This is a genomic window from Crenalkalicoccus roseus (genome assembly GCF_004761865.1).
Classification (GTDB): domain Bacteria; phylum Pseudomonadota; class Alphaproteobacteria; order Acetobacterales; family Acetobacteraceae; genus Crenalkalicoccus; species Crenalkalicoccus roseus.
The window spans coordinates 28,746-48,674 of the sequence record NZ_SJDM01000021.1 but is presented as its reverse complement, the minus strand read 5'-3'; the positions used below and the strand labels follow the sequence as shown (position 1 = coordinate 48,674).

The window sequence follows — 19,929 nt, the reverse complement described above, 5'->3', positions numbered from 1 at the left end:
TCAGGCTGCCGCCGGCTTGGGCAGCGGGAAGGGTCGCCGGCGCGGCGACCAGCCCCCGTTCCGGCGGCGCGCCGGCGTGCTAGCCTGTCCCGCAATCCGGCCGGGCCGGCGCCGCCCACGTGGCACGCCGCTTGCTTTGAAGGACCCCGTGCGTGCCGGCACGACGGGGCGCGGGTGATTCGGGAGACGTCAGCGATGAGAGTGAGGCGACTGTTCCTCGCGGCCGGGCTTGCCGCCCTGCCCCTGCTCGCCGCCGGCACCGCGCCGGCCGCGGCGCAGGGGACGATCCGCATCGGCATGACCGCGGCCGACATCCCGCTCACCCACGGCCAGCCCGACCAGGGCTTCGAGGGCAACCGCTTCACCGGCATCCCGCTCTACGACAGCCTGACCGCCTGGGACCTCTCCTCGGCCGACAGGCCCTCGACGGTGATCCCCTCCCTCGCCACCGAATGGGCGGTGGACGAGGCCGACAAGACGCGCTGGATCTTCCGCCTGCGCCGCGACGTGCGGTTCCACGACGGCAGCCCGTTCAACGCCGATGCCGTGGTGTGGAACGTGCGCAAGGTGCTCGATCGCGAGGCGCCGCACTACGACCCGCGCCAGGTCGGCCTGACCACCAGCCGCATGCCGACGCTGCGCGGCGCCGAGAAGGTGGACGAGCACACGGTGGCGCTGATCACCAGCGAGCCGGACAGCCTGCTGCCGATCAACCTGACCAACCTGTTCATGGCGAGCCCGGCGCACTGGGAGCGCCTGCGCGCCCAGCACCCGACCGCGGAGGCGGCCTGGAACGCCTTCGCCGCCAACCCCTCCGGCACCGGGCCGTTCCGCCTCACCCGCTTCGTGCCGCGCGAGCGCGTCGAGTACGCGCGCAACGAGGCGTACTGGGGGGAGAAGGCGAAGGCGGAGCGCATCGTCCTGGTGCCGATCCCGGAGGCGAACGCGCGCACCGCCGCCCTGCTCTCCGGCCAGGTGGACTGGATCGAGGCGCCGGCGCCGGACGCCGTCCCGCAGCTCCGGGCGCGGGGCTTCGCCATCACCCACAACCTGCAGCCGCATGTCTGGCCCTGGCAGCCCTGCTTCGCCGAGGGCTCGCCGCTGCGCGACGTGCGGGTGCGCCGGGCGCTGAACCTCGCCATCGACCGCGAGGGGCTGAAGCAGCTCCTCGGCGGGATGATGGTGGCGCCGGTCGGCACCTACCAGCCCGGCCACCCCTGGTGGGGCAACCCCTCCTTCCAGATCCGCACCGACAAGGCGGAGGCGCGGCGCCTGCTGGCCGAGGCCGGCTACGGCCCGAACCGGCCGCTGAACCTGAAGGTGCAGATCTCCGCCTCCGGCTCCGGCCAGATGCAGCCCCTGCCGATGAACGAGTTCCTGCAGCAGGACCTGCGCGGCGTCGGCGTCAACGTCGAGTTCGACGTGGTGGACTGGAACACCCTGTTCACCAACTGGCGCCGCGGCTGCCAGGACCCTTCCGCGCGCGGCGCGAACATGATCAACGTCTCCTTCTCGGCCATGGACCCGTTCTTCGCGCTGATCCGCTTCTGGGACAGCAGGATGGCCCCGCCGGTCTCCAACAATTGGGGCCATTTCAGCGACCCCCGCTTCGACGAGATGATCCGCGAGGCGCGCAACACCTTCGACCCGGCGGCGCGCGACGCGGCGCTGGCGCGGCTGCACGCGGCGGGCGTGGACGAGGCGCTGTTCGTCTGGATCGCGCATGACGTGGCGCCGCGCGCGATGAGCCCGCGCATCCGCGGCTACGTGCAGCCGCAGTCCTGGTTCGTGGACCTGCGCCTGCCCTACATCCAGTGATCCCGGGGGGGCGGGCCTCGCCCCGCCCCTCCCCATGCCGGAGCGTTGAATGGCCTTCTACCTGCTGCGCCGCGTCCTCTACGCCATCCCCATCGCGCTCGCGGTGGGCTTCGTCTGCTTCATGCTGGTGCAGATCGCGCCCGGCGACCCGATCAACGCCATCGTGCCGCCGGACGCGCCGGCCGACGTGGTGGAGCAGGTGCGGCGCGACTACGGGCTCGACCAGCCGCTGCCGGTGCAGTTCGGCCTGTGGCTGTGGAAGGTGGCGCAGGGCGATCTCGGCCGCTCGCTCGCCACCGGGCGGCCGGTCTGGGCCGACCTCTCCTCGGCGATCGGCAACACGCTGCTGCTCGCCGCCGTCGCCTCCGCCATCGGCTTCACTCTCGGCTGCGTGCTGGGCGGGCTGGCCGGCACCTTCCGCGGCTCGGTCCTCGACCGCATCGCGGTCGGCGCGGCGGTGGCCGGCGTCTCGGTGCCGCACTACTGGCTCGGCATGGTGCTGGTGGTGATCTTCTCGGTGCAGCTCAACTGGCTGCCGGCCATGGGCGCGGGCCCGGGCGGCTCCGCCGACTGGGCGTGGGACTGGGCGCACATGCAGTACCTGGTCCTGCCGGCGGTGACCCTTTCCGTGATCCCGATGGGCATCGTCACCCGCACCGTGCGCGGCATCGTCGCCGAGATCATGAACCAGGAATTCGTGGTGGCGCTGCGCGGCAAGGGGCTGACGCGGCGCGGCGTGTTCCTGCACGTGGTCAAGAACGCGGCGCCGAACACGCTGGCGGTGATGGGGCTGCAGCTCGGCTACCTGATGGGCGGCTCGATCCTGGTGGAGACGGTGTTCTCCTGGCCGGGGACGGGCCTGTTGCTGAACAACGCCATCTTCCAGCGCGACCTGCCGGTGCTGCAGGGCACGATCCTGGTGCTCGCCATGTTCTTCGTGGCGCTGAACCTGATCGTGGACCTGATGCAGACCGCGCTCGACCCGCGCATCAAGCGGGCCTGAGGAGGCGAGGGCATGAGCACCACCACCGATCCCGCCGCCCGCCTTCCCGCCGCGACCGCCGCCGAGGCGGAGCTCGCGGTGCAGGCGCGCCAGGCGCCGGTCCGCTCCGAGGGCTACTGGGCGGGGGTGTGGAAGCGCCTGCGGCGCGACCCCGTCACCATCGTCTGCGCCTCGATCCTGCTGCTGATGCTGCTGGCGATCGTGTTCGCCCCGCTGCTCGCCCCCCACGATCCCTACCAGGGCAGCATGCTGCGGCGGCTGCGCCCGATCGGCACCGAGGGCCATCCCCTCGGCACCGACGAGCTCGGGCGGGACATCCTGACCCGCCTGCTCTACGGCGGGCGGCTCTCCTGGTACATGGGCATCACGCCGGTGGTGCTCGCCTTCTTCATCGGCACCTTCCTCGGCGTGATCGCCGGCTATGCCGGGGGGCGGGTGAACATGGCGATCATGCGCGTCACCGACGTGTTCTACGCCTTCCCCTCGGTGCTGCTCGCGGTGGCGATCTCCGGCGCGCTCGGGGCGGGCATCGGCAACGCGATCCTGGCGCTGACCCTGGTGTTCATCCCGCCCATCATCCGCGTCGCCGAAAGCGTGACGCAGGGCGTGCGCAACCTCGACTTCGTGGACGCGGCCCGGGCCTCCGGGGCGGGCGCCATCACCGTGGTCAGGGTGCACGTGCTCGGCAACGTGCTGGGGCCGATCTTCGTCTACGCCACCAGCCTGATCTCGGTCTCGATGATCATCGCCTCCGGCCTTTCCTTCCTCGGCCTCGGCACCCGGCCGCCGGAGCCGGAATGGGGGCTGATGCTCAACACGCTGCGCACCGCGATCTACGTGCAGCCCTGGGTGGCGGTGCTGCCGGGGGTGTGCATCTTCATCACCTCCCTCTGCTTCAACCTCCTCGCCGACGGGCTGCGCCAGGCGATGGACGTGAAGGGGTGAGGCGCGGCGCCGGGCGGCTCAGGGCGCGCCCGGCGCCCGCTCCGGCACGTCGAGGAAGCGCACCACCAGGTCGCGCAGGGTGACGATGCCGATCAGCCGGCGGTGCTCCATCACCAGCGCGTGCGTCAGCCCCAGCCGGTGCAGCAGGCGGATCGCGTAGCGCACATGCATCTCGGCGTCGAGGCTCGGCGCCGGCTTCGCCATCACCTCGTAGAGGTGGGTGCGCGCCGGCACGCGGTTCTGGTTGATCACCTCCCGCGCGATGTCGGAGACGAGCACGATGCCGTACTCGTCGCGCTCGTTGCGCCGCTCCACCACCAGGGAGCTGATGTTGCGCTCCCGCATCATGGCCAGCGCGTCCTTCACCGAGGTGAGGCCGTCCACCACCACCGGCGGCGCCGTCATCGCCTCGCGCACCGGTAGGTGGTACTGCGCGCCGCTCACAGCCGGTCCTCCACCTGCTTGGAGAGGAAGCGGATCTGCGATTCCAGCCCGACCGCGTCCTCGATCGGAAGCTGGAGGGCGATGCCCGAGCCCGGCTCGGTGTCGAAGCAGCCCGCCTTGGCGACCGCCTCCAGGATGCTGCGGCTGAGGTGCTCCTCGACCACCAGCAGCACGATGTCGCGCTGGCTGGCGAGATCGAGGCCGAAGAAGGTCTTCTGCGGCACCAGCCCCTCGCCGCGGGCGCTGGTGATCGTGGTCGCCCCGGTCGCGCCGGCATGGCGCGCCGCCTTCAGCACGGCGTCCAGCCGCTCGTCCTCGACCAGCACCAGCAGCAGCTTAAACCGCATGGGGTCCTCCCGTGCCCCGGCTCCGCGGGGTCCTGGACAGCAGGGCCGCATAGGCCAGCACGCTGGCCACCGGGGAGAGCAGGGCAAACAGAATAACGCCGAACCCGTCGGTCAAGGGGTCCCGCCCCGGAATCGCCGCCGCCACCCCGACGGCGAAGGCGGCGACCATCGGCACCGTGACCACCGAGGTGGCGAAGCCGCCGCAGTCGAAGGCGAGCGGCACCGCCTGGCGCGGCGCCAGCGCCACCAGGGCGGCGATCACTCCGACCAGCCCGGCCAGGCTCCAGGCCAGCGGGAAGCCGGTGACGATGCGCAGCGTGCCGAGCAGCAGGCCGAGTGCGACCCCACCCGCCACCACCAGGCGGAGCGGCCAGGGCCGCACCGCGCCGCCGGTCATCTCCCGCACCCGCTCGGCGATCGCGATCAGCGCCGGCTCGACCAGGGTGGTGGCGAAGCCGAGCGTGGCGACGAAGGCGTAGAGCCAGCCGAAGCGGTGCCAGGCCGCCGCCCCCTCTCCCGCGCCCCCGAGCGCCGCCAGCCGGTCGGAGAGGTGGCTGCCGATCGGCAGCAGCGACCATTCGAGGCCGAGGCGGAACAGCGCCAGGCCGAGGAGCAGGTAGGCGGCCCCGGTCAGCACCTCGCGCAGATGCGCCGGCCAGCGGCGCAGCACCGCGCCCTGGAAGACGAGGATCACGAGTGCGATCGGCGCCGCGTCGAGCAGCGTCGCCCAGGCGGTGTCGAGCAGGATGCCCATGCCGCCCTCAGCCCGCCAGCAGCGCGCCGAGCAGCACGGCGAGCATGGTCATCAGGCTGGCCAGCGCCACCAGCCCGAAGCCGTCCACCAGCGGCCGCCGGCCCCGGATGACGGAGGCGAGGCCGATGCCGAGGGCGGCGATCAGCGGGATGTTGATGGCGGAGGTGGCGGCGGCGCCGGCGTCGAAGGCGACGCCGAGCAACGGCGTCTCCGCGGCCAGGGCCAGCGCCGTGACCAGGGCGTAGCCGCCGAGCAGCAGCCATACCGCCGGCCAGCCGAGCACGATGCGCAGGCAGCCGAGCACCACCGCCAGCCCCACCGCCACCGAGGCGGCATAGCGCAGCACCAGGGCGTAGCGCGCCACGCCCTCCTCCCCGCCCGCGACCAGCCCGGCCGCCGCCGCCGCCTCTCCCGCCTGCAGGGTGACGGCGTGGAGCGCCGGCTCGGCCACCGTGCTGCCGAAGCCGATGGCGAAGGCGAAGGCCAGCAGCAGCAGCAGGTTGCCGCGGCGGGCGAAGGTGTCGGCCAGCCCCTCGCCGAGCGGGAACAGGCTCATCGAGAGCCCGCGCACGAAGAAGGTGAGGCCGAGCACGACCAGCACCGCGCCGCCGAGCTTCTGGGCAAGCTCGGGCGGCGCCTCCCGCAGCACCGCGCCCTGGAAGAACGCCACCACCGCCAGCAGCGGCGCGAGGTCGCGCGCATTCTCGAGCAGCACGCGGAGGAAGGCGGGAAGACGCTCCATCACGCTTCGTCCGATCGTCCCGCCCCGTTCCCTTGCCGCCCGCGACTCTTCTCTCTCTACTAGCGGGATGACGGGCTGGTAACCCCCGGTGGAGCGATAGTGATGCGGCTCTTGTGCGCGACGGACCTCTCCTCCCGCTCCGACCGCGCGGTGCGGCGCGCGGCGGCGCTGGCGCGGCAGCGCGGCGCGGAGCTCGTGCTGCTCTCGGCGGTGGACGACGACCAGCCCGAGGCGCTGGTCGAGAGCGAGCGGCGCCAGGTCGCGGCGCTGCTCGCCGAGCAGGCGCGCGCCATGCCGGAGATGCAAGGCCTCGCGCCGCGCATCCTGGTCGAGACCGGCGCAGCCTTCGCGGCCATCCTCCGCGCGGCGGAGGCCGAGGCGGCGGATCTCGTGGTGATGGGCGAGCACCGGCGGCGGCTGCTCGCGGACATCTTCACCGGCACCACCGTCGAGCGGGTGATGCGCCTCGGCCGGTGGCCGGTGCTGATGGTCAACCGTCCCGGCGAGCTGCCCTGGCGCCGCGCCCTCGCCGCGGTGGACCTCTCCGAACCCTCGGCCCACGCGCTGCGCACGGCGCGGGCGCTCGGCCTGCTGGAGGGGGTGGAGCTCACCGTGTTCCACGCCTTCCTGCAGCCCGGCCGCAACGACATGATCCTCGCCGACATTCCGGCCGAGCAGGTGAAGAGCCACCTCGCCGCCACGGCGGCCGAGGCGCGGGCCGAGGTGGCGCGCTTCCTGCGCGGCCTCGACCCCGGCTTCGCGCACCGCCTGCCGCCGATCGCGCTGGAGGAGGGCGCGCCGACCGAGGCGCTGCGGCGCGCCGCCGACCGCCTCTCGCCCGATCTCGTGGTGCTCGGCACGCGCGGGCGCGGCGCCGTGGGGCGGCTGCTGCTCGGCAGCGTCGCCGAGGCGGCGCTGCGCGGCCTCGCCTGCGACGTGCTGGCCGTGCCGCCGCCCTGAGGCGGGCGCGCCGCCCCGTTCAGTGGGACATCAGCACCGGCAGGGTCATGTGGCGCAGGATGGTGCGGGTGACGCCGCCCAGCACCAGTTCGCGCACCCGCGAATGGCCGTAGGCACCCATCACCAGCAGGTCGGCGCCGCTTTCGGAGGCGTGGTTGAGGATCGCGTCGCCGACGCCGGTGCCCGGCGGCTCGGTCTGCACCGCCGTGGCCGGGACGCCGTGATGGACGAGATGCGCCGCGATCTCCGCCCCCGAGGGGACGTCGCGCGCCGCCCCGCCGGGGCGCGGGCCGATCGTCAGCACCGTGACCGACTGCGCCTGCTCGATCAGCGGCATGGCGTCGTGCAGGGCGCGGGCCGATTCGCGGGTGGATTTCCAGGCCACCAGCACGTTCCGGATCCCGCTCGCGAACCGGCCCGCCCAGGGGGCGAGCAGCACCGGCCGGCCGGAGGCGAAGAGCACCCGCTCCACCACCGCATCGCCCCCCTCCGCCTCGGGATCCGACGGGTCGGGCTGGCTGACCACCACGATGTCGGCCGAGCGCGCCTGCACCGCCACCGTCTCGGCAAGGTCGCCCTCGACCACGCGCCAGGCGGCGGCGACGCCCTCGCGCCTGGCGTGCTCCAGGAAGGCCTGCTCGTGGCGCGCCGCCTGCTCGCGCATCTCCTCGCGGGCGCGCCGCACCAGCAGATCGAGCGTCCCGGCGTCGGCGAAGCGCGCCTGGCCGCTGCGCAGCGCCAAGGGATAGGAGGGGTCGGTGACGCAGAGGCCCGTCAGGTGGCTGCCATGCTGCCGCGCCACGGCGGCGGCGAGGGCGAGCCGCGCCTCCGCCTGCGCGGAGCCGTCGAGATAGACCAGCAGGTCCTTGAGGGCCATCCGTTCCTCCTGTTCTTGCCGCGCCGACGGCGGGGGACGCCGCGGCCGCGCCGGGCCCAGCCTACAGCGTGATCCGCCTTGGCGGATCCCGCTTCCGATCTCCATTGGGCGGCCAGCTCACCGCTCCGGCGTGCCCGCCTTCGCGGATCAGGCGCTGAAGCGGTCTCGCCACGCAGGGGCATGGCGAAGCGCGCCGCGTCCGGCGCCGGCCGTGGCGGGAAAGGCGGCTCAGGCGCGGGCGGCCGCGGGGGGTGGATGCGCTCCGTCCTGCGGCCCGGGCGAGGGGGTGCCGGCCTCCGCCGGCGGCTCGGGCGCTTCGGGCGGGGGGTCGGCGGCGGCGGTGGCGGACCCCGCGAGGGAGACCGTCAGCATCAGGCGGCGCAGGAAATCGGACCAGAGCGTCATGGCACCCTCCTGCCGAAAGGGGCAACCGTGCCGTCGTTTCGCAGCTTGTTCATCGCTGCTCTCCCTGCCTTGTAGCAGAAGGTGCCAAACCTTTGTGTCTTAAAGAGGGCCACTATGCTGCCTTGTGTAACAAGGCCGTGTGACACCCCTGGGTTGCGGGGGTGGCTGGACCGCCGTGCCGGGATGGTTCATCCCACCTCGGGCCGGCCGGACAGGCCGGCTGCCACCCCAGGGGAGGACCCGCCCGGATGATCGCCCGCCGCTCGCTTCTCGCCGCGCCATGGCTCGCTCCTCTCGCCGCCCGGGCGCAGGGCGAGGCCTGGCCCGCCCGCCCGGTGCGGATCGTCATCGCCTACCCGCCCGGCGGCAGCACCGATGTGCTCGCGCGCACACTGGCCGAGAAACTGGCCGCCGCGATCCCCGGCGCCACCTTCGTGGTGGAGAACCGGCCAGGCGGCGCGGCGGTGGTGGGCACGCTGGCGGTGGCGCAGGCGGCGCCGGACGGGCACACTCTCGCCCTCGGCAACAACCAGACCCACGCCGCCAACGCGGCCATGGTGCGCGACCTGCCCTATCGCCCGGTCGAGGATTTCGCCCCGATCGGCCGGCTGGCCGAGGTGCACCACGCGCTGGTGGTGCCCGCCGCCTCGCCGGCGCGGAGCCTGGCCGAACTCGCCGCGCGCGGCCGGGAGGGCGGCGGGCTGAGCTACGCCTCCTCCGGCATCGGCTCGGCCAGCCATGTGATCGCGGAGAGCTTCGTGCGGCGCGAGGGGCTGACCGCCACCCACATCCCCTATCGCGGCGGCGCGGCGGCGGTGACGGACACAGTGGCGGGGCGGGTGGACTTCTTCGTCTCCACTTGGCCGCAGGTGGTGGCGCTGGTGCAGGACGGGCGGCTGCGCGCGCTCGGCATCGGCGCGCCGCAGCGGCTGCCGGAGTTCCCCGACCTGCCGACCTTCGCCGAGGCCGGCGCCCCCTACATGGCGGTGGATGCCTGGTTCGGCCTGTGGGCGCCGGCACGCACGCCCGCGCCGGTGATCGAGCGCCTCTCCGCCGCCCTGCCGCCGATCCTGACCTCGCCGGAGATGCAGGAGCGGCTGCGGCGCCTCGGCTTCAGCGCCGCGCCGCTGCCGGCGCCGGAGTTCGCGGCGTTTCAGCGCGCCGAGGTCGCCCGCTGGGAGGAGCTGGTGGCGCTGACCGGCGTGCGGATCGAGAACTGAGCGCGGAAGGGGGGCCGCGCCCGCCTCGCGCCAAATTGGAGATTTTCTTTGACCTTATACTACCATAAGGTGCATCTGATTGGCGCATTCTCGCCCGAATCGCGGCCTCGGCCGGGAATGCGCGGCAAGGAAGGGCCAGCGGCCCCCGGGCCCTGACGGGTAGGATGCCCGCCGGTCCGGGGCGAGGGGGTGCAGGACGATGCGGGATCTCGGCATTCTCGAAGCGGATGCGGCGCACGCCTCCCGCATGGCAGGCTATTTCGAGGCCCAGGGCTTCGCGGTGGCGCTGTTCCGCGAGGCGGAGCCGCTCCTCGCCGCCCTGTCCGGCGACACGCTGCAGATGGTCCTGCTCGGCGCCGCCGGCGAGCCGGCCTCCGCCCTGTCGCTGCTGCGCCGGATCCGCGAGCGCTCCCGCGTTCCGGTCATCCTGCTCGGCCCTGCCGACGACACCAGCCAAGCGGCGATCCTGGAGGCGGGGGCGGACGACGTGGCGGCGCGCACCCTGCCGCTCCGCGCCCTGCACGCCCGCATCCGGGCCATCCTGCGCCGCGCCGAATGGGGCATCCCGGCCGCGGGTGCCCCGGCGCGGGCGCTGAACGGCTGGCGCCTGCGGCCGGAGCGTCGCCAGCTCCTCCGCCCCGACGGCACCGAATGCCCCCTGACCACGGCCGAATTCGACCTGCTGCGCCTGCTCGTCGAGTTCGCCGGCCAGCCGGTCAGCCGCGACGACATCGCCGCGGCGGTGTTCCGCCGCACCTTGCGGGCGGAGGACCGCACCGTGGACAACCTGGTGCTGCGGCTGCGCCGCAAGCTCGGCCCCGGCCAGCAGGACGCGGTCAAGACGGTGCGCAGCGCCGGCTACATGTTCGCGGGCTTCAACGACGAGGCGCGGCGCGTCGCCTAGGGCCGTTTCCACGCAGATCCGCGCCCCGGCCTTCGCGCGGCGTCCGGGCCGGTTCCGCCGCGGCGCGGATCAGGCCCCGCCGGCAAGGCGCCGGATCGCCGCCAGCATCTCCGGCGTGTCCCACTCCGCCGCGCCTTCGAGGCGCGCCCGCTCCCGCCCCTCGCGGTCCACGATCACGGTGGTGGGCAGGCCGCGCACGCCGGCCTCCCGCTGCGCCGCGCCGCGCGGGTCGAGCCAGATGCCGAGATGGCGGAGGCCGAGCCGCTGGTAGAAGGGCTCCACCTGCGCCCTGCCGCCCCGGTCCGAGGAGAGCGCCAGCACCACCACCCCCTCCCCGGCCAGCGCCGCCTGGGCGCGGTCGAGCGCCGGCATCTCCGCCACGCAGGGCGGGCACCAGGTGGCCCAGAAATTGATCACCAGCCCCTTGCCCGCGAAATCCGCGAGGCGGTGCGGCTTCCCCTCCGCATCGGTGAAGGCGAGGTCGGGCAGGGCCCGCGGCGCCGTCTCCACCAGCCGGCCCGTGCCCGACCCCCGGCCTTGCCGGCCGGGAAGCGCCGCGAGTAGGGTCCCGCCCGCCGCGGCCAGCAGGGCCCGGCGCCAGATCGGCTTCTGCAAGGAAAGCGCCTCCTTCGTGTCCTCAACCACCGAGACCAAACGCGCCAACCTCTCCTGGGGCGGCCGCTTCGCGGAGGGGCCCTCCGCCATCATGCAGGCGATCAACGCCTCGATCGGCTTCGACCGCAAGCTGTGGCGGCAGGACATCCGGGGCAGCCTGGCCCATGCCGCCATGCTGCGCCATGTGGGGATCCTCTCCGCGGAGGAGGAGGGTGCGATCCGAGAGGGGCTTGCCGCCATCGCCGCGCGCATCGAGGCGGGCGACTTCCCCTGGGAGGAAGCGCTCGAGGACATCCACATGAACGTGGAGGCGCGGCTGACCGAGGCGATCGGCGAGGCCGGCAAGCGCCTGCACACCGCGCGCAGCCGCAACGACCAGGTGGCGACCGATCTGCGCCTCTGGGTGCGCGACGCCATAGACGGCCTTGCCGCGCAGGTGGAGGACTGCATGCGCGCCCTGGTGGCGCGCGCCGAGGAGCACGCGGCGACGGTGATGCCGGGCTTCACGCATCTGCAGCCGGCGCAGCCCACCACCCTCGGCCACCACCTGCTCGCCTATGTGGAGATGCTGTCGCGGGACCGCGGCCGCCTGCTCGACTGCCGGGCGCGGCTGAACGAGAGCCCGCTCGGCGCCGCGGCGATGTGCGGCACCGGCTTCCCGATCGACCGCCACATGACGGCGCGGGCGCTCGGCTTCGAGCGGCCGATGCGCAACAGCCTCGACGCCGTCGCCTCGCGGGACTTCGCCATGGAGTTCCTGGCAGCCTGCGCGATCTGCGCCACGCACCTCTCCCGCTTCGCCGAGGAGGTCGTGCTGTGGACCAACCCCTATTTCGGCTTCGTGCGCCTTTCCGACGCCTTCACCACCGGCTCCTCGATCATGCCGCAGAAGCGCAACCCGGACGCGGCGGAGCTGGTGCGCGCCAAGACCGGGCGCATCAACGGCGCCCTCCTCGGCCTGCTGACGGTGATGAAGGGCCTCGCCCTGACCTATGCGAAGGACATGCAGGAGGACAAGGAGGGGATCTTCGACGCCGCCGAGAGCCTGGCGCTCTGCCTCGCCGCCACCGCCGGCATGGTGCGGGACATGCGCCCCGACGCGGCGCGGATGCGCGCGGCCGCCGGCGCCGGCTTCTCCACCGCCACCGACCTCGCCGACTGGCTGGTGCGCGAGCTGCGCCTGCCGTTCCGCGACGCCCACCATGTCACCGGGCGGCTGGTGGCGCGGGCCGAGGCGAAGGGCTGCGACCTCGCGGGCCTCTCGCTCGAGGAGATGCGCGCGGAGGACCCCCGCATCCACGAGGGCGTGTTCTCGGTGCTGACGGTCGAGGCCTCGGTCGCCTCGCGCACCTCCTATGGCGGCACGGCGCCGGAGAATGTCCGCCGCATGGCCGCCGAGTGGCGGGAGCGCCTGGCATGAGCCGCGCCCTCCTCGCGCTGCTGGCGCTCGCGCTGCTCGCCGCCTGCGGCCGCGCCGGCCCGCCCCGCCCGCCCGGCCCGCCGGAGGCGGTGACCTACCCCCGCGCCTATCCGGCGCCCGACCCGCCGCGCGGGCTCCACAGGTAGGGTGCGGATCCCGCTTCCGCTCTTCCCTGGGCGGCCGATCCATCGCTCCGGCGCTCCCGCCCTCACGGATCGGGCGCCGGAGCAGAGCCCTTTCGGATGGTCTCGCCTGAGCGGGTGAAGAGGCTCGCACACCCAATGGGCTGGAGCATGTGCCGTGCGCCGGGGCGAACGGAAACTGCTCCACTGCCGGGGTGAGGGGAACGAACCGCGCCATGCGCGCCGGCCCCACCCATTCCAGACCGGGCAGGACGCCGACAGGATGCTGCGCCGCGCTCCCGGCCCTCCCCAGCCCTGCGCGATCCGCCCTACGCCCCCAGCGCGTGCAGCAGCACCGCCGCGGCGGCGGAAACGTTCAGGCTCTCCACCCGCCCGCTGCCAGCGAGCGTCACCCGCGCCTCGCAGGCCTCCAGCGTCCGCGGCGCCACCCCCGCCTCCTCGTTGCCGAGGACGAGCGCGATCGGGCGGTCGCGCGGCACCGCCGCCGGCGGCACGCCCCCCGTGGCCACCGCGGCGAGCGTCAGGAAGCGCGGCCGCAGGCCCTTGAGCAGCACCGGCAGGCTGCGCGCGCGCAGCACGCGCAGATGCTCGAGCCCGCCCTCGGCGGTGCGGAAGGCCGCGTCCGAGAGGTCGGCCTGGCGCGGATCGTCCGAGAGCAGCAGGGCCCGGCATCCGAAGAAGGCGGCCGAGCGGGCGATGGCGCCGAGATTGTGCGGATTGCCGATGCCGTCCAGCACCGGCAGCACCGGCGCCGCCGGCATGTCGGCGGGCAGGGCATGGCCCGGCAGGGGCTCGGCGAGGCGCGGCCGGGCGATGGCGACGATCCCGCCATGGTGCAGCGTGCCGGCGATGCGGGCGAGTTCCTCCGGCGGCACCTCGCGGAAGGGGCGGCGGGTGCGGGCGAGGTGGGCGCAGAGCGGCCCGGCCATGGCCCGCCGCTCGGGGGTGTGGAACAGCCGCAGCACCGCCTCCGGCCGGCGCAGGAACAGGGCCCGCACCGGGGCGGGGCCGCAGATCCGGTTCGGCTCCGGCGGGCGGGGAGGACGCTCCCGGCCGGGCGGCGGCGGGCGGGGCGGCGCGCCTCCGGCCCGGCGGTCCGCGGCGCCGGGCGGGTCAGCCGGCGGCAAGGGCGAGCAGCCTCGCGTGCAGCGCGTCCGGCACCGCGATGCCCTCCCGCGCCGCCGCCTCGGCCAGGGCGGCGCGGCGGCTGCCGGGCAGGCGCACCCCCTCCTCCGCCAGCATGGCGGCGACCAGCGCCTCCATCCGGTCGAGGAACGCCTCCCGCCCCGCCAGCGCGCCAGGATCCACGGCCAGGATCGCCTGACCGAGCCGCGGGCGGTTGCCCTCGTCCACGAAGAAGCTGTCCGCCTCGAAGCCGAAGGCGGCGCCGGTCAGCGCTGAGCAGAGCAGCTCCACCACCAGCGCCAGGGCCGCGCCCTTGGCGCCGCCCGCGGCCAGCATGGCGCCGGACAGCGCCGCCTCGGGGTCGGTGGTCGGCCGGCCCTCCGCGTCGATGGCCCAGCCGAGGGGGATCGGCCGCCCCTCCTTCGCCGCCACCATGATCCTGCCGCGCGCCACCTCGGACAGCGCCAGGTCCACCACCAGGGGCGGCGCCGCGCGGCGGGGGAAGGCGGCGGCGATCGGGTTGGTGCCGAGCAGCGGCCGCCGCCCGCCCGGCACCGGCATCGCGGAAGGGGAGTTGGTGAAGGCGAGCGCCACCAGCCCCCGCTCCGCCAGCGCGGCGACGGGCAGGCCCATGGCGCCGGAATGGTGGCTGTTGGTGATGCCGAGGAACGCCACCCCATGCTCCCGCGCCCGCCGCTCCGCCTCCGCCACCGCGAGGTCGAGGGCGAGGTAGGCGAGGCCGTGCCGTGCATCCACCAGCGCCGCGCCGCCGCGCCCGGCGACCACCGCGGGCATGGCGGCGCCCTCGGCGCGGCCGTTGCGCAGGAAGGCGGCGTATTGCGGCACGCGGGAGAGGCCGTGCCCCGCCTGGCCCAGCGCCTCGGCGGCGACGAGGGCGCGGGCGGTGGCGGCCGCCATGGCGGGGGCGGCGCCGGCCGCCGCCAGGGCGCGGCGGGCGAGGTCTTCGGCCTCGGCGAGGGAAAGGCGGGGCATGTGGTCTCCGGGAAGCGGGGACGGCCGGGTCAGGCCATCGCCAGCGCCATCAGCACGCGCTCGGCGATGAGGGTGGAGACACGGGTGTTGCTCTCCACCGTCAGCCCGGCGATGTGCGGCGTCAGCAGCAGGTTGGGAACCCCGGCGAGCGGCGTGCCCGCCGGCAGCGGCTCGGTCTCGAACACGTCGAGCGCGGCGCCGCCGAGGCGGCCCTCGCGCAGCGACGCGGCCAGCGCCGCCTCGTCCACCACCCCGCCGCGCGAGGTGTTCACCAGGACCGCCCCCGGCTTCATCCGCGCCAGCCGGGCAGCGGAGACGAGCCCCTCCGTCGCCGGGGTGAGGGGGACGTGCAGCGTCACCGCGTCGGCGCGGGCGAAGAGCGCCTCCAGCTCCACCCGCTCGACCGGCGTCTCGGTCCAGCCGGAATGGTCGGTCGGCAGTACCGGGTCGTGGGCGATCGGCGCCATGCCGAAGGCGCGGGCGAGCTTCGCCACGCGGCGGCCGATGTCGCCGAAGCCGACGATGCCGATGGTCTTGCCCGCCATCTCCCGCCCCTGCGCCAGGCGCTCCCGCGGCCAGGCGCCGGCGGCGACCTCGGCGGTGGCGCCGAAGGTCCCGCGCAGCAGCAGGCCGGTGGCGAGGATGACGTATTCGGCCACCGAATCGGCGTTGGCGCCGGTGGCCGGGATCACCTCCACCCGGCGGGCGCGGCAGGCGGCGAGGTCTATGTTGTCGAGCCCGACGCCGAGCCGCCCCACCACGGCAAGCTCCGGCCCGTGCGCGAGCAGCGCCCCATCCACCCGCGTGCGGTTGCGCACGATCAGCGCCCGCGCCCCGGCGAGCGCCGCCGCCAGGCGTTCCGGCGCCTCCGCCAGCGACGGGTCGTAGAGTGTGGGATGGGCGGCGCGGAGCGTCTCCACCGCCGCCTCGTCCATGAACTCGCTGATGACGATGCTGTGGGTCATTGGTCCACTTTGATGCCGGCCTCCGCCACCAGGCGGCCCCAGCGCTCCACCTCCTCTTCCAGGAACGCCCGGGAGCGGGCGGCGTCCCAGCCCAGCATGTCGAAACCGGCCTCCTCCCCGCGCCGCACCACCTCCGGGTCGCGCGCGGCGGCGAGGGTGTCGCGCTCGATCTTCGCCAGGATGGGCCGCGGGACGGCGGCGTTGGTCAGCATGCCGGTCCAGTTGGTGATGACCAGGTTCGGGGCCCCGGCCTCCCGCGCCGTCGGCACCTCGGGCAGCAGCTTGTGCCGCTGCTCGGAGGTGACGGCGAGTGCGCGCAGCCGCCCCGCGCGCACCTGGCCGATGCATTCGGGCAGGTTGGAGACCAGGATGTCTATGTTGCCGGCGACGAGGTCGGTCACGCTCGGCGCGCCGCCGCGGTAGGGCACGTGCTGCAGGGTGGGCCCGGCGCCGGCGGCGCGGCGGAACAGTTCGAGCCCGAGATGCGGCGGCGAGCCGTTGCCGGAGGAGCCGCCGTTCATCGGCCGGGTCCGCGCCATCTCCATCAGCTCGCCCAGCGTCCGCGCCGGGCTCGCCGCATTCACGCAGACCACCAGCGGCAGCGAGCCGAGGATGGAGATGGCGGCGAAGTCCCGCCTGAGGTCGTAGGGCGCGCTGGGGAAGAGGCTGACGTTGACGGCATGGGTGAGGGTGATGGCGAGCAGGGTGTGCCCGTCGGGCGGGGATTTCGCCGCGGCGTCAGCGCCGATCAGCGCGTTGCCGCCGGGGCGGTTCTCCACCAGCACCGGCCGCCCCCAGCCCTCGGAGAGCTTCTGCGCGACGAGGCGCGCCATCATGTCGGTGATGCCGGCAGGCGGGAAGGGCACGATGTAGCGCACCGGCCGTTCCGGGAAGCCGTCGGCGCCCTGGGCGGCGGCTTGCCGGAGCGGCGGCGCTCCGGCGACGGCGGCAAGGGCGAGCAGGGTGCGTCGTTTCATGCGGCGTTCCTCCATGATCCGGTTCCGGGCCGGCGGAGGGAAGCCTACAGCAGGATTCACTTTGGTGAATCATGCTTCCGCCGCTCCGCGGCGCGCGGCTACGCCGCCGGCAGCCGCACCCCTTCCGGGCGCGCGGCTACGCCGCCGGCAGCCGCACCCCTTTCCGAGCGCGCGGCTACGCCGCCGGCAGCCGCACCCCCTTCCGGGCGCGCGGCTACGCCGCCGGCAGCCGCACGACGAACCGGGCGCCGAGCACCCTCCCCTCGGCGTCGCGGCGGTTCTCGGCGGCGATGCGCCCGCGCAGGCCCTCGACGATCTGCTTGCTGATCGAAAGGCCGAGGCCGGAATGCTGGCCGAAGCGCTCGCCCCGCGGCCGCTCGGAGTAGAACCGCTCGAAGATGCTCTCGAGCTTGGCCTCGGGGATGCCTGGCCCCTCGTCCTCCACCGTCACCTCCACCATCGTCCCGGCGGGGCGGGCGCGGACCCAGACCCGGCCTTCCTTCGGGCTGAAGGAGACGGCGTTGCCGAGCAGGTTGCGGAACACCTGCACCAGCCGCCCCTCGACGCCGCGCACCACCAGCCCCCCAGCCGGCGCCTCCAGCACCACCCGCGGATCGTCCTCGGCCTGGCGCGTCGCGTTGTGCAGCTCGGTCAGGGTCGAGAGGATGGGGGCGATGTCCACCGGCACCGAGGCGGTGCGCGACAGCTCCGCATCCACGCGCGAGGAGTCGCTGATGTCGGCGATCAGCCGGTCCATGCGCACCGCGTCCTCGGCGATGATCGCCAGGAGGCGCCGCTGCTGCTCCGGGTTCTCGATGCGGCGCAGCGTCTCGATGGCGCTGCGGATGGAGGTGAGCGGGTTGCGCAGCTCGTGCGCCACGTCCGCGGCGAAGCGCTCATTGGCGTCGATGCGGGCCCAGAGCGCGGTCGCCGCCGCCTGCAGGTCGCGCGCCAGGATGCCGATCTCGTCCTCGCGCGCGAGCAGGGAGGGCGGCACGCTGCCGCTCCGCCCCTCGCCCTGGCGCATGCGCGCGGCGCTGCCGGCAAGCTGCATGATCGGGTTGGCGAGCGTCCACGCCAGGTAGAAGGAGAGCGCCACCGTCAGCACCAGCGCGATGGCGAAGATGCCGAGCACGCTGGCGCGGATCTCGAACAGCCGCCGGTCCACCTCCCGCGCCTCGCGCGTCAGCAGCACGATGCCGACCGGCTGGTTGCCGCGCCGCGCCGGTTCGGCCACCGAAACCAGCAGGCGCCCGTCGGCAGTGCGGCGGATATAGGGGTGCACGCCACCCTCCAGCGCCAGGCGCAGCTCCTCGCGCCGGTCCGGCCCCCCCTGCGGGTCGAAGGCCGGCTGCCAGTCGAAGGAGGGGGCGCCCGGGGTCACGTCCACCACCACGCCGGGCGGGCCGCTGCGGTGCAGCAGCGTCGGCAGCCGGTCGTAGAGGGAGGCGATGGCGGCGGAGAAGGTGCCGCGCGGCTCCGGCGGGGGCAGCGGCTCGGTCACCACCGCCCCGCCCGCGCCCTCGCGCACCCGGCTGTCGGCGACGACGACGCCGGCATTGTCGAACAGGCGCGCCTGGGTATTGGGCGAGGGCTCGACCAGCCGGCGCAGCAGCGGCCGAGCCGCGTCCGGCACCAGCACCGCGCGCTCGTCCTGCATCCGGGTCGCCGCCTCGGCGATGCCGCCGGCGTAGATGCGCGCCTGGGTGCGCAGCGCCTCCACCTCCGCCGCGAGCAGCCCGTTCTGGTACTGGTCGAGGTAGAGCATGGCCGCGGCCAGCAGCGCCGGGGGCAGCACGTTCAGCAGCAGGATGCGCCGCAGCAGGGGCGAGACCCAGCGCCGCCGGCGGGGGGCGGCGCGGGCGGTGTGCTGCTGCTCCGGCGCGAGGCCGATGTCGGGCATGGGGCGTCCTGTGCGGCCTCGTCCAATCTAGGCGCGCCGCGCGGCGGGGGCCATGGCGCCCCGCCGGGCCGGCCGCGCGGCCCCGCCTCAGCCCTCCTTGTAGCGGTAGCCGATGCCGTAGAGGGTCTCGATCTGCGCGAAGTCCGGATCAGCCTGGCGGAACTTCTTGCGCACCCGCTTCACGTGCGAATCGATGGTGCGGTCGTCCACGTAGATGTTCTCGCCATAGGCCGCGTCGATGAGCTGGTCGCGGTTCTTCACCATGCCCGGGCGCAGCGCCAGGGCCTTCACCAGCAGGAACTCGGTGACGGTGAGCTGGATCGGCTGGCCCTTCCAGGTGCAGGTGTGCTTGGTTTCGTCCAGCACCAGCTCGCCGCGCACCAGCACCCCGCCCGGGGGCGTGCCGCTGCCCTCGGCGCGCGAGACCTCGTTGCGGCGCAGCAGGGCGCGGATGCGCTCGAGCAGCAGGCGCTGGCTGAAGGGCTTGGTGATGTAGTCGTCGGCGCCGAGCCTGAGCCCCATCAGCTCGTCCACCTCCTCGTCCTTGGAGGTGAGGAAGATCACCGGGATGGCGCTGCGCTGGCGCAGCCGCTGCAGGAGCTCCATTCCGTCCATGCGCGGCATCTTGATGTCGAGCACGGCGAGGTCCACGGGGCGGGACAGCAGCCCCTGCAGGGCGCTCTCCCCATCGGTGTAGGTGCGGACCTGGAAACCCTCCTGCTCCAGCGTCATGGAGACGGAGGTGAGGATGTTCCTGTCATCATCAACCAGGGCTATGGTGTGCGGCATGGTCCGGTCCGGAATCTGGCGGCAGGGCCTTCCGGCGCCCTGTGGCACCGGATTGTGGCGCAAGGCGGGCCGCTTCCGATATGGTGCCGCCCGCCCCGTCCGACGAGCCCGAGGGTCGCGCCCCATGACCGCACCCGCCCCCCGCTTCGTCGCCGCCTTCACGGTTGCGGTCGGCCCGCCGCTCGGCCTCGGCGCGGTGCCGGGCGGGGAGCGGCGGGTGGTGCCGATCCTCGGCGGACGGGTGGAGGGGCCCCGCCTCGCGGGCGAGGTCCTGCCCGGCGGGGCGGATTTCCAGCTCATCCGTCCCGACGGTGTCGCCGAGATCGAGGCACGCTACGCGCTCCGCCTCACCGGTGGGGCGCTGGTGCGGGTGATCAACCGCGGATTGCGGCACGCCGCCCCGGAGGACATGGCCCGCCTGCTGCGCGGCGAGCCCGTGCCGCCCGAGCGCGTCTATTTCCGCACCGCCCCGGTCTTCGAGACCGACGACCCCGCCCATGCTTGGCTGTGCCGGAGCCTGTTCCTCGGCCTCGGCGAGCGGCAGCCGGAGCGGGTGCTGCTGCGGGTCTTCGAGGTCTAG

At 74.3% G+C, this 19,929-nt stretch carries 22 protein-coding genes; 9 read left to right on the top strand and 13 right to left on the bottom strand.

Annotated features, from left to right (window positions below):
- Window positions 1–195 precede the first annotated feature (195 nt).
- The 3 genes from ET526_RS13855 to ET526_RS13845 are packed head-to-tail and all read left to right on the top strand — an operon-like array spanning window position 196 to window position 3,766.
- Window positions 196–1,818: an ABC transporter substrate-binding protein gene (locus tag ET526_RS13855; RefSeq protein WP_135468299.1), complete on the top strand. Its 1,623-nt coding sequence runs from the start codon at window positions 196–198 to the stop codon at window positions 1,816–1,818.
- A 49-nt stretch (window positions 1,819–1,867) separates the two neighbouring features.
- Window positions 1,868–2,821, top strand: coding sequence for an ABC transporter permease (locus tag ET526_RS13850; RefSeq protein WP_135468298.1), 954 nt, complete (start codon window positions 1,868–1,870; stop codon window positions 2,819–2,821).
- 12 nt (window positions 2,822–2,833) lie between these two features.
- Window positions 2,834–3,766, top strand: coding sequence for an ABC transporter permease (locus tag ET526_RS13845; protein ID WP_135468297.1), 933 nt, complete (start codon window positions 2,834–2,836; stop codon window positions 3,764–3,766).
- An 18-nt stretch (window positions 3,767–3,784) separates the two neighbouring features.
- Here the strand turns inward: ET526_RS13845 and ET526_RS13840 are convergent, their stop codons facing one another.
- From ET526_RS13840 to ET526_RS13825, 4 genes are read right to left on the bottom strand one after another with little or no spacing between them, the layout of a single operon-like run.
- Complete coding sequence (locus ET526_RS13840; RefSeq protein WP_135468296.1) at window positions 3,785–4,210, bottom strand: CBS domain-containing protein; 426 nt, start codon at window positions 4,208–4,210, stop codon at window positions 3,785–3,787.
- A complete protein-coding gene (locus ET526_RS13835; RefSeq protein ID WP_135468295.1) occupies window positions 4,207–4,557 on the bottom strand; it encodes a P-II family nitrogen regulator in 351 nt (116 codons plus the stop codon). The genes ET526_RS13840 and ET526_RS13835 overlap by 4 nt, the downstream gene beginning before the upstream one ends.
- Window positions 4,547–5,311, bottom strand: coding sequence for a DUF1538 family protein (locus ET526_RS13830; RefSeq protein ID WP_135468294.1), 765 nt, complete (start codon window positions 5,309–5,311; stop codon window positions 4,547–4,549). The genes ET526_RS13835 and ET526_RS13830 overlap by 11 nt, the downstream gene beginning before the upstream one ends.
- 7 nt (window positions 5,312–5,318) lie before the next feature.
- Complete coding sequence (locus ET526_RS13825) at window positions 5,319–6,053, bottom strand: DUF1538 domain-containing protein (protein ID WP_135468293.1); 735 nt, start codon at window positions 6,051–6,053, stop codon at window positions 5,319–5,321.
- 102 nt (window positions 6,054–6,155) lie between these two features.
- On the opposite strand from ET526_RS13825, the gene ET526_RS13820 reads away from it, so the two are divergent.
- Window positions 6,156–7,013, top strand: coding sequence for a universal stress protein (locus ET526_RS13820; protein WP_135468292.1), 858 nt, complete (start codon window positions 6,156–6,158; stop codon window positions 7,011–7,013).
- Between the two features lie 19 nt (window positions 7,014–7,032).
- Here ET526_RS13820 and ET526_RS13815 read toward each other — a convergent pair whose 3' ends face one another.
- Together ET526_RS13815 and ET526_RS21275 are read right to left on the bottom strand one after the other, a co-directional pair.
- A complete protein-coding gene (locus ET526_RS13815) occupies window positions 7,033–7,890 on the bottom strand; it encodes a universal stress protein (protein WP_135468291.1) in 858 nt (285 codons plus the stop codon).
- Between the two features lie 228 nt (window positions 7,891–8,118).
- Window positions 8,119–8,295 carry a hypothetical protein gene (locus ET526_RS21275; protein WP_158295585.1) on the bottom strand — a complete coding sequence of 59 codons (177 nt, stop codon included), beginning with the start codon at window positions 8,293–8,295 and terminating at the stop codon, window positions 8,119–8,121.
- A gap of 248 nt (window positions 8,296–8,543) precedes the next feature.
- Here ET526_RS21275 and ET526_RS13810 point away from each other — a divergent pair, with 248 nt between their 5' ends.
- Together ET526_RS13810 and ET526_RS13805 are read left to right on the top strand one after the other, a co-directional pair.
- The gene (locus ET526_RS13810; protein ID WP_135468290.1) at window positions 8,544–9,515 is read left to right on the top strand and encodes a Bug family tripartite tricarboxylate transporter substrate binding protein; all 972 of its coding nucleotides are present in this window, start codon (window positions 8,544–8,546) and stop codon (window positions 9,513–9,515) included.
- A gap of 199 nt (window positions 9,516–9,714) precedes the next feature.
- Entirely contained in the window at window positions 9,715–10,419 is a 705-nt protein-coding gene (locus ET526_RS13805; RefSeq protein WP_135468289.1) for a response regulator transcription factor, read from the top strand.
- A 69-nt stretch (window positions 10,420–10,488) separates the two neighbouring features.
- Here the strand turns inward: ET526_RS13805 and ET526_RS13800 are convergent, their stop codons facing one another.
- Window positions 10,489–11,034: a TlpA family protein disulfide reductase gene (locus ET526_RS13800; protein ID WP_240048399.1), complete on the bottom strand. Its 546-nt coding sequence runs from the start codon at window positions 11,032–11,034 to the stop codon at window positions 10,489–10,491.
- Between the two features lie 16 nt (window positions 11,035–11,050).
- Between ET526_RS13800 and argH the strand changes: the two genes are divergently transcribed.
- Together argH and ET526_RS21535 are read left to right on the top strand one after the other, a co-directional pair.
- Window positions 11,051–12,454 carry an argininosuccinate lyase gene (gene argH / locus ET526_RS13795; protein WP_275668641.1) on the top strand — a complete coding sequence of 468 codons (1,404 nt, stop codon included), beginning with the start codon at window positions 11,051–11,053 and terminating at the stop codon, window positions 12,452–12,454.
- Window positions 12,451–12,600 (top strand): hypothetical protein, encoded by a 150-nt coding sequence (locus ET526_RS21535; protein WP_192898696.1) that lies wholly within the window; start codon window positions 12,451–12,453, stop codon window positions 12,598–12,600. Before argH ends, ET526_RS21535 begins: the two co-directional genes overlap by 4 nt.
- A 305-nt stretch (window positions 12,601–12,905) precedes the next feature.
- On the opposite strand, the gene ET526_RS13790 is transcribed toward ET526_RS21535, so the two are convergent.
- The 6 genes from ET526_RS13790 to ET526_RS13765 all read right to left on the bottom strand — a co-directional run bounded on the left by ET526_RS13790 (window position 12,906) and on the right by ET526_RS13765 (window position 19,349).
- A complete protein-coding gene (locus ET526_RS13790; protein WP_135468287.1) occupies window positions 12,906–13,724 on the bottom strand; it encodes a TrmH family RNA methyltransferase in 819 nt (272 codons plus the stop codon).
- Complete coding sequence (locus tag ET526_RS13785) at window positions 13,711–14,715, bottom strand: Ldh family oxidoreductase (protein WP_135468286.1); 1,005 nt, start codon at window positions 14,713–14,715, stop codon at window positions 13,711–13,713. The genes ET526_RS13790 and ET526_RS13785 overlap by 14 nt, the downstream gene beginning before the upstream one ends.
- A 29-nt stretch (window positions 14,716–14,744) precedes the next feature.
- Complete coding sequence (locus tag ET526_RS13780) at window positions 14,745–15,680, bottom strand: hydroxyacid dehydrogenase (protein WP_135468285.1); 936 nt, start codon at window positions 15,678–15,680, stop codon at window positions 14,745–14,747.
- Entirely contained in the window at window positions 15,677–16,657 is a 981-nt protein-coding gene (locus ET526_RS13775; RefSeq protein ID WP_158295584.1) for a tripartite tricarboxylate transporter substrate binding protein, read from the bottom strand. Before ET526_RS13775 ends, ET526_RS13780 begins: the two co-directional genes overlap by 4 nt.
- Before the next feature lie 214 nt (window positions 16,658–16,871).
- Window positions 16,872–18,560: a stimulus-sensing domain-containing protein gene (locus tag ET526_RS13770; protein WP_135468283.1), complete on the bottom strand. Its 1,689-nt coding sequence runs from the start codon at window positions 18,558–18,560 to the stop codon at window positions 16,872–16,874.
- 87 nt (window positions 18,561–18,647) lie between these two features.
- Complete coding sequence (locus tag ET526_RS13765) at window positions 18,648–19,349, bottom strand: response regulator transcription factor (RefSeq protein ID WP_135468282.1); 702 nt, start codon at window positions 19,347–19,349, stop codon at window positions 18,648–18,650.
- A 124-nt stretch (window positions 19,350–19,473) separates the two neighbouring features.
- Between ET526_RS13765 and ET526_RS13760 the strand changes: the two genes are divergently transcribed.
- Entirely contained in the window at window positions 19,474–19,929 is a 456-nt protein-coding gene (locus ET526_RS13760) for a DUF3237 domain-containing protein (RefSeq protein ID WP_135468281.1), read from the top strand.

Excerpts from the sequence above, each read along its gene's own strand:
- ET526_RS13855 (WP_135468299.1), top strand. The coding sequence starts at position 196 with ATGAGAGTGAGGCGACTGTTCCTCGCGGCCGGGCTTGCCGCCCTGCCC.
- ET526_RS13850 (WP_135468298.1), top strand. The coding sequence starts at position 1,868 with ATGGCCTTCTACCTGCTGCGCCGCGTCCTCTACGCCATCCCCATCGCG.
- ET526_RS13845 (WP_135468297.1), top strand. The coding sequence starts at position 2,834 with ATGAGCACCACCACCGATCCCGCCGCCCGCCTTCCCGCCGCGACCGCC.
- ET526_RS13835 (WP_135468295.1), bottom strand. The coding sequence starts at position 4,557 with ATGCGGTTTAAGCTGCTGCTGGTGCTGGTCGAGGACGAGCGGCTGGAC.
- ET526_RS13830 (WP_135468294.1), bottom strand. The coding sequence starts at position 5,311 with ATGGGCATCCTGCTCGACACCGCCTGGGCGACGCTGCTCGACGCGGCG.
- ET526_RS13825 (WP_135468293.1), bottom strand. The coding sequence starts at position 6,053 with ATGGAGCGTCTTCCCGCCTTCCTCCGCGTGCTGCTCGAGAATGCGCGC.
- ET526_RS13820 (WP_135468292.1), top strand. The coding sequence starts at position 6,156 with ATGCGGCTCTTGTGCGCGACGGACCTCTCCTCCCGCTCCGACCGCGCG.
- ET526_RS13815 (WP_135468291.1), bottom strand. The coding sequence starts at position 7,890 with ATGGCCCTCAAGGACCTGCTGGTCTATCTCGACGGCTCCGCGCAGGCG.
- ET526_RS21275 (WP_158295585.1), bottom strand. The coding sequence starts at position 8,295 with ATGACGCTCTGGTCCGATTTCCTGCGCCGCCTGATGCTGACGGTCTCC.
- ET526_RS13810 (WP_135468290.1), top strand. The coding sequence starts at position 8,544 with ATGATCGCCCGCCGCTCGCTTCTCGCCGCGCCATGGCTCGCTCCTCTC.
- ET526_RS13805 (WP_135468289.1), top strand. The coding sequence starts at position 9,715 with ATGCGGGATCTCGGCATTCTCGAAGCGGATGCGGCGCACGCCTCCCGC.
- ET526_RS21535 (WP_192898696.1), top strand. The coding sequence starts at position 12,451 with ATGAGCCGCGCCCTCCTCGCGCTGCTGGCGCTCGCGCTGCTCGCCGCC.
- ET526_RS13785 (WP_135468286.1), bottom strand. The coding sequence starts at position 14,715 with ATGCCCCGCCTTTCCCTCGCCGAGGCCGAAGACCTCGCCCGCCGCGCC.
- ET526_RS13780 (WP_135468285.1), bottom strand. The coding sequence starts at position 15,680 with ATGACCCACAGCATCGTCATCAGCGAGTTCATGGACGAGGCGGCGGTG.
- ET526_RS13775 (WP_158295584.1), bottom strand. The coding sequence starts at position 16,657 with ATGAAACGACGCACCCTGCTCGCCCTTGCCGCCGTCGCCGGAGCGCCG.
- ET526_RS13770 (WP_135468283.1), bottom strand. The coding sequence starts at position 18,560 with ATGCCCGACATCGGCCTCGCGCCGGAGCAGCAGCACACCGCCCGCGCC.
- ET526_RS13765 (WP_135468282.1), bottom strand. The coding sequence starts at position 19,349 with ATGCCGCACACCATAGCCCTGGTTGATGATGACAGGAACATCCTCACC.
- ET526_RS13760 (WP_135468281.1), top strand. The coding sequence starts at position 19,474 with ATGACCGCACCCGCCCCCCGCTTCGTCGCCGCCTTCACGGTTGCGGTC.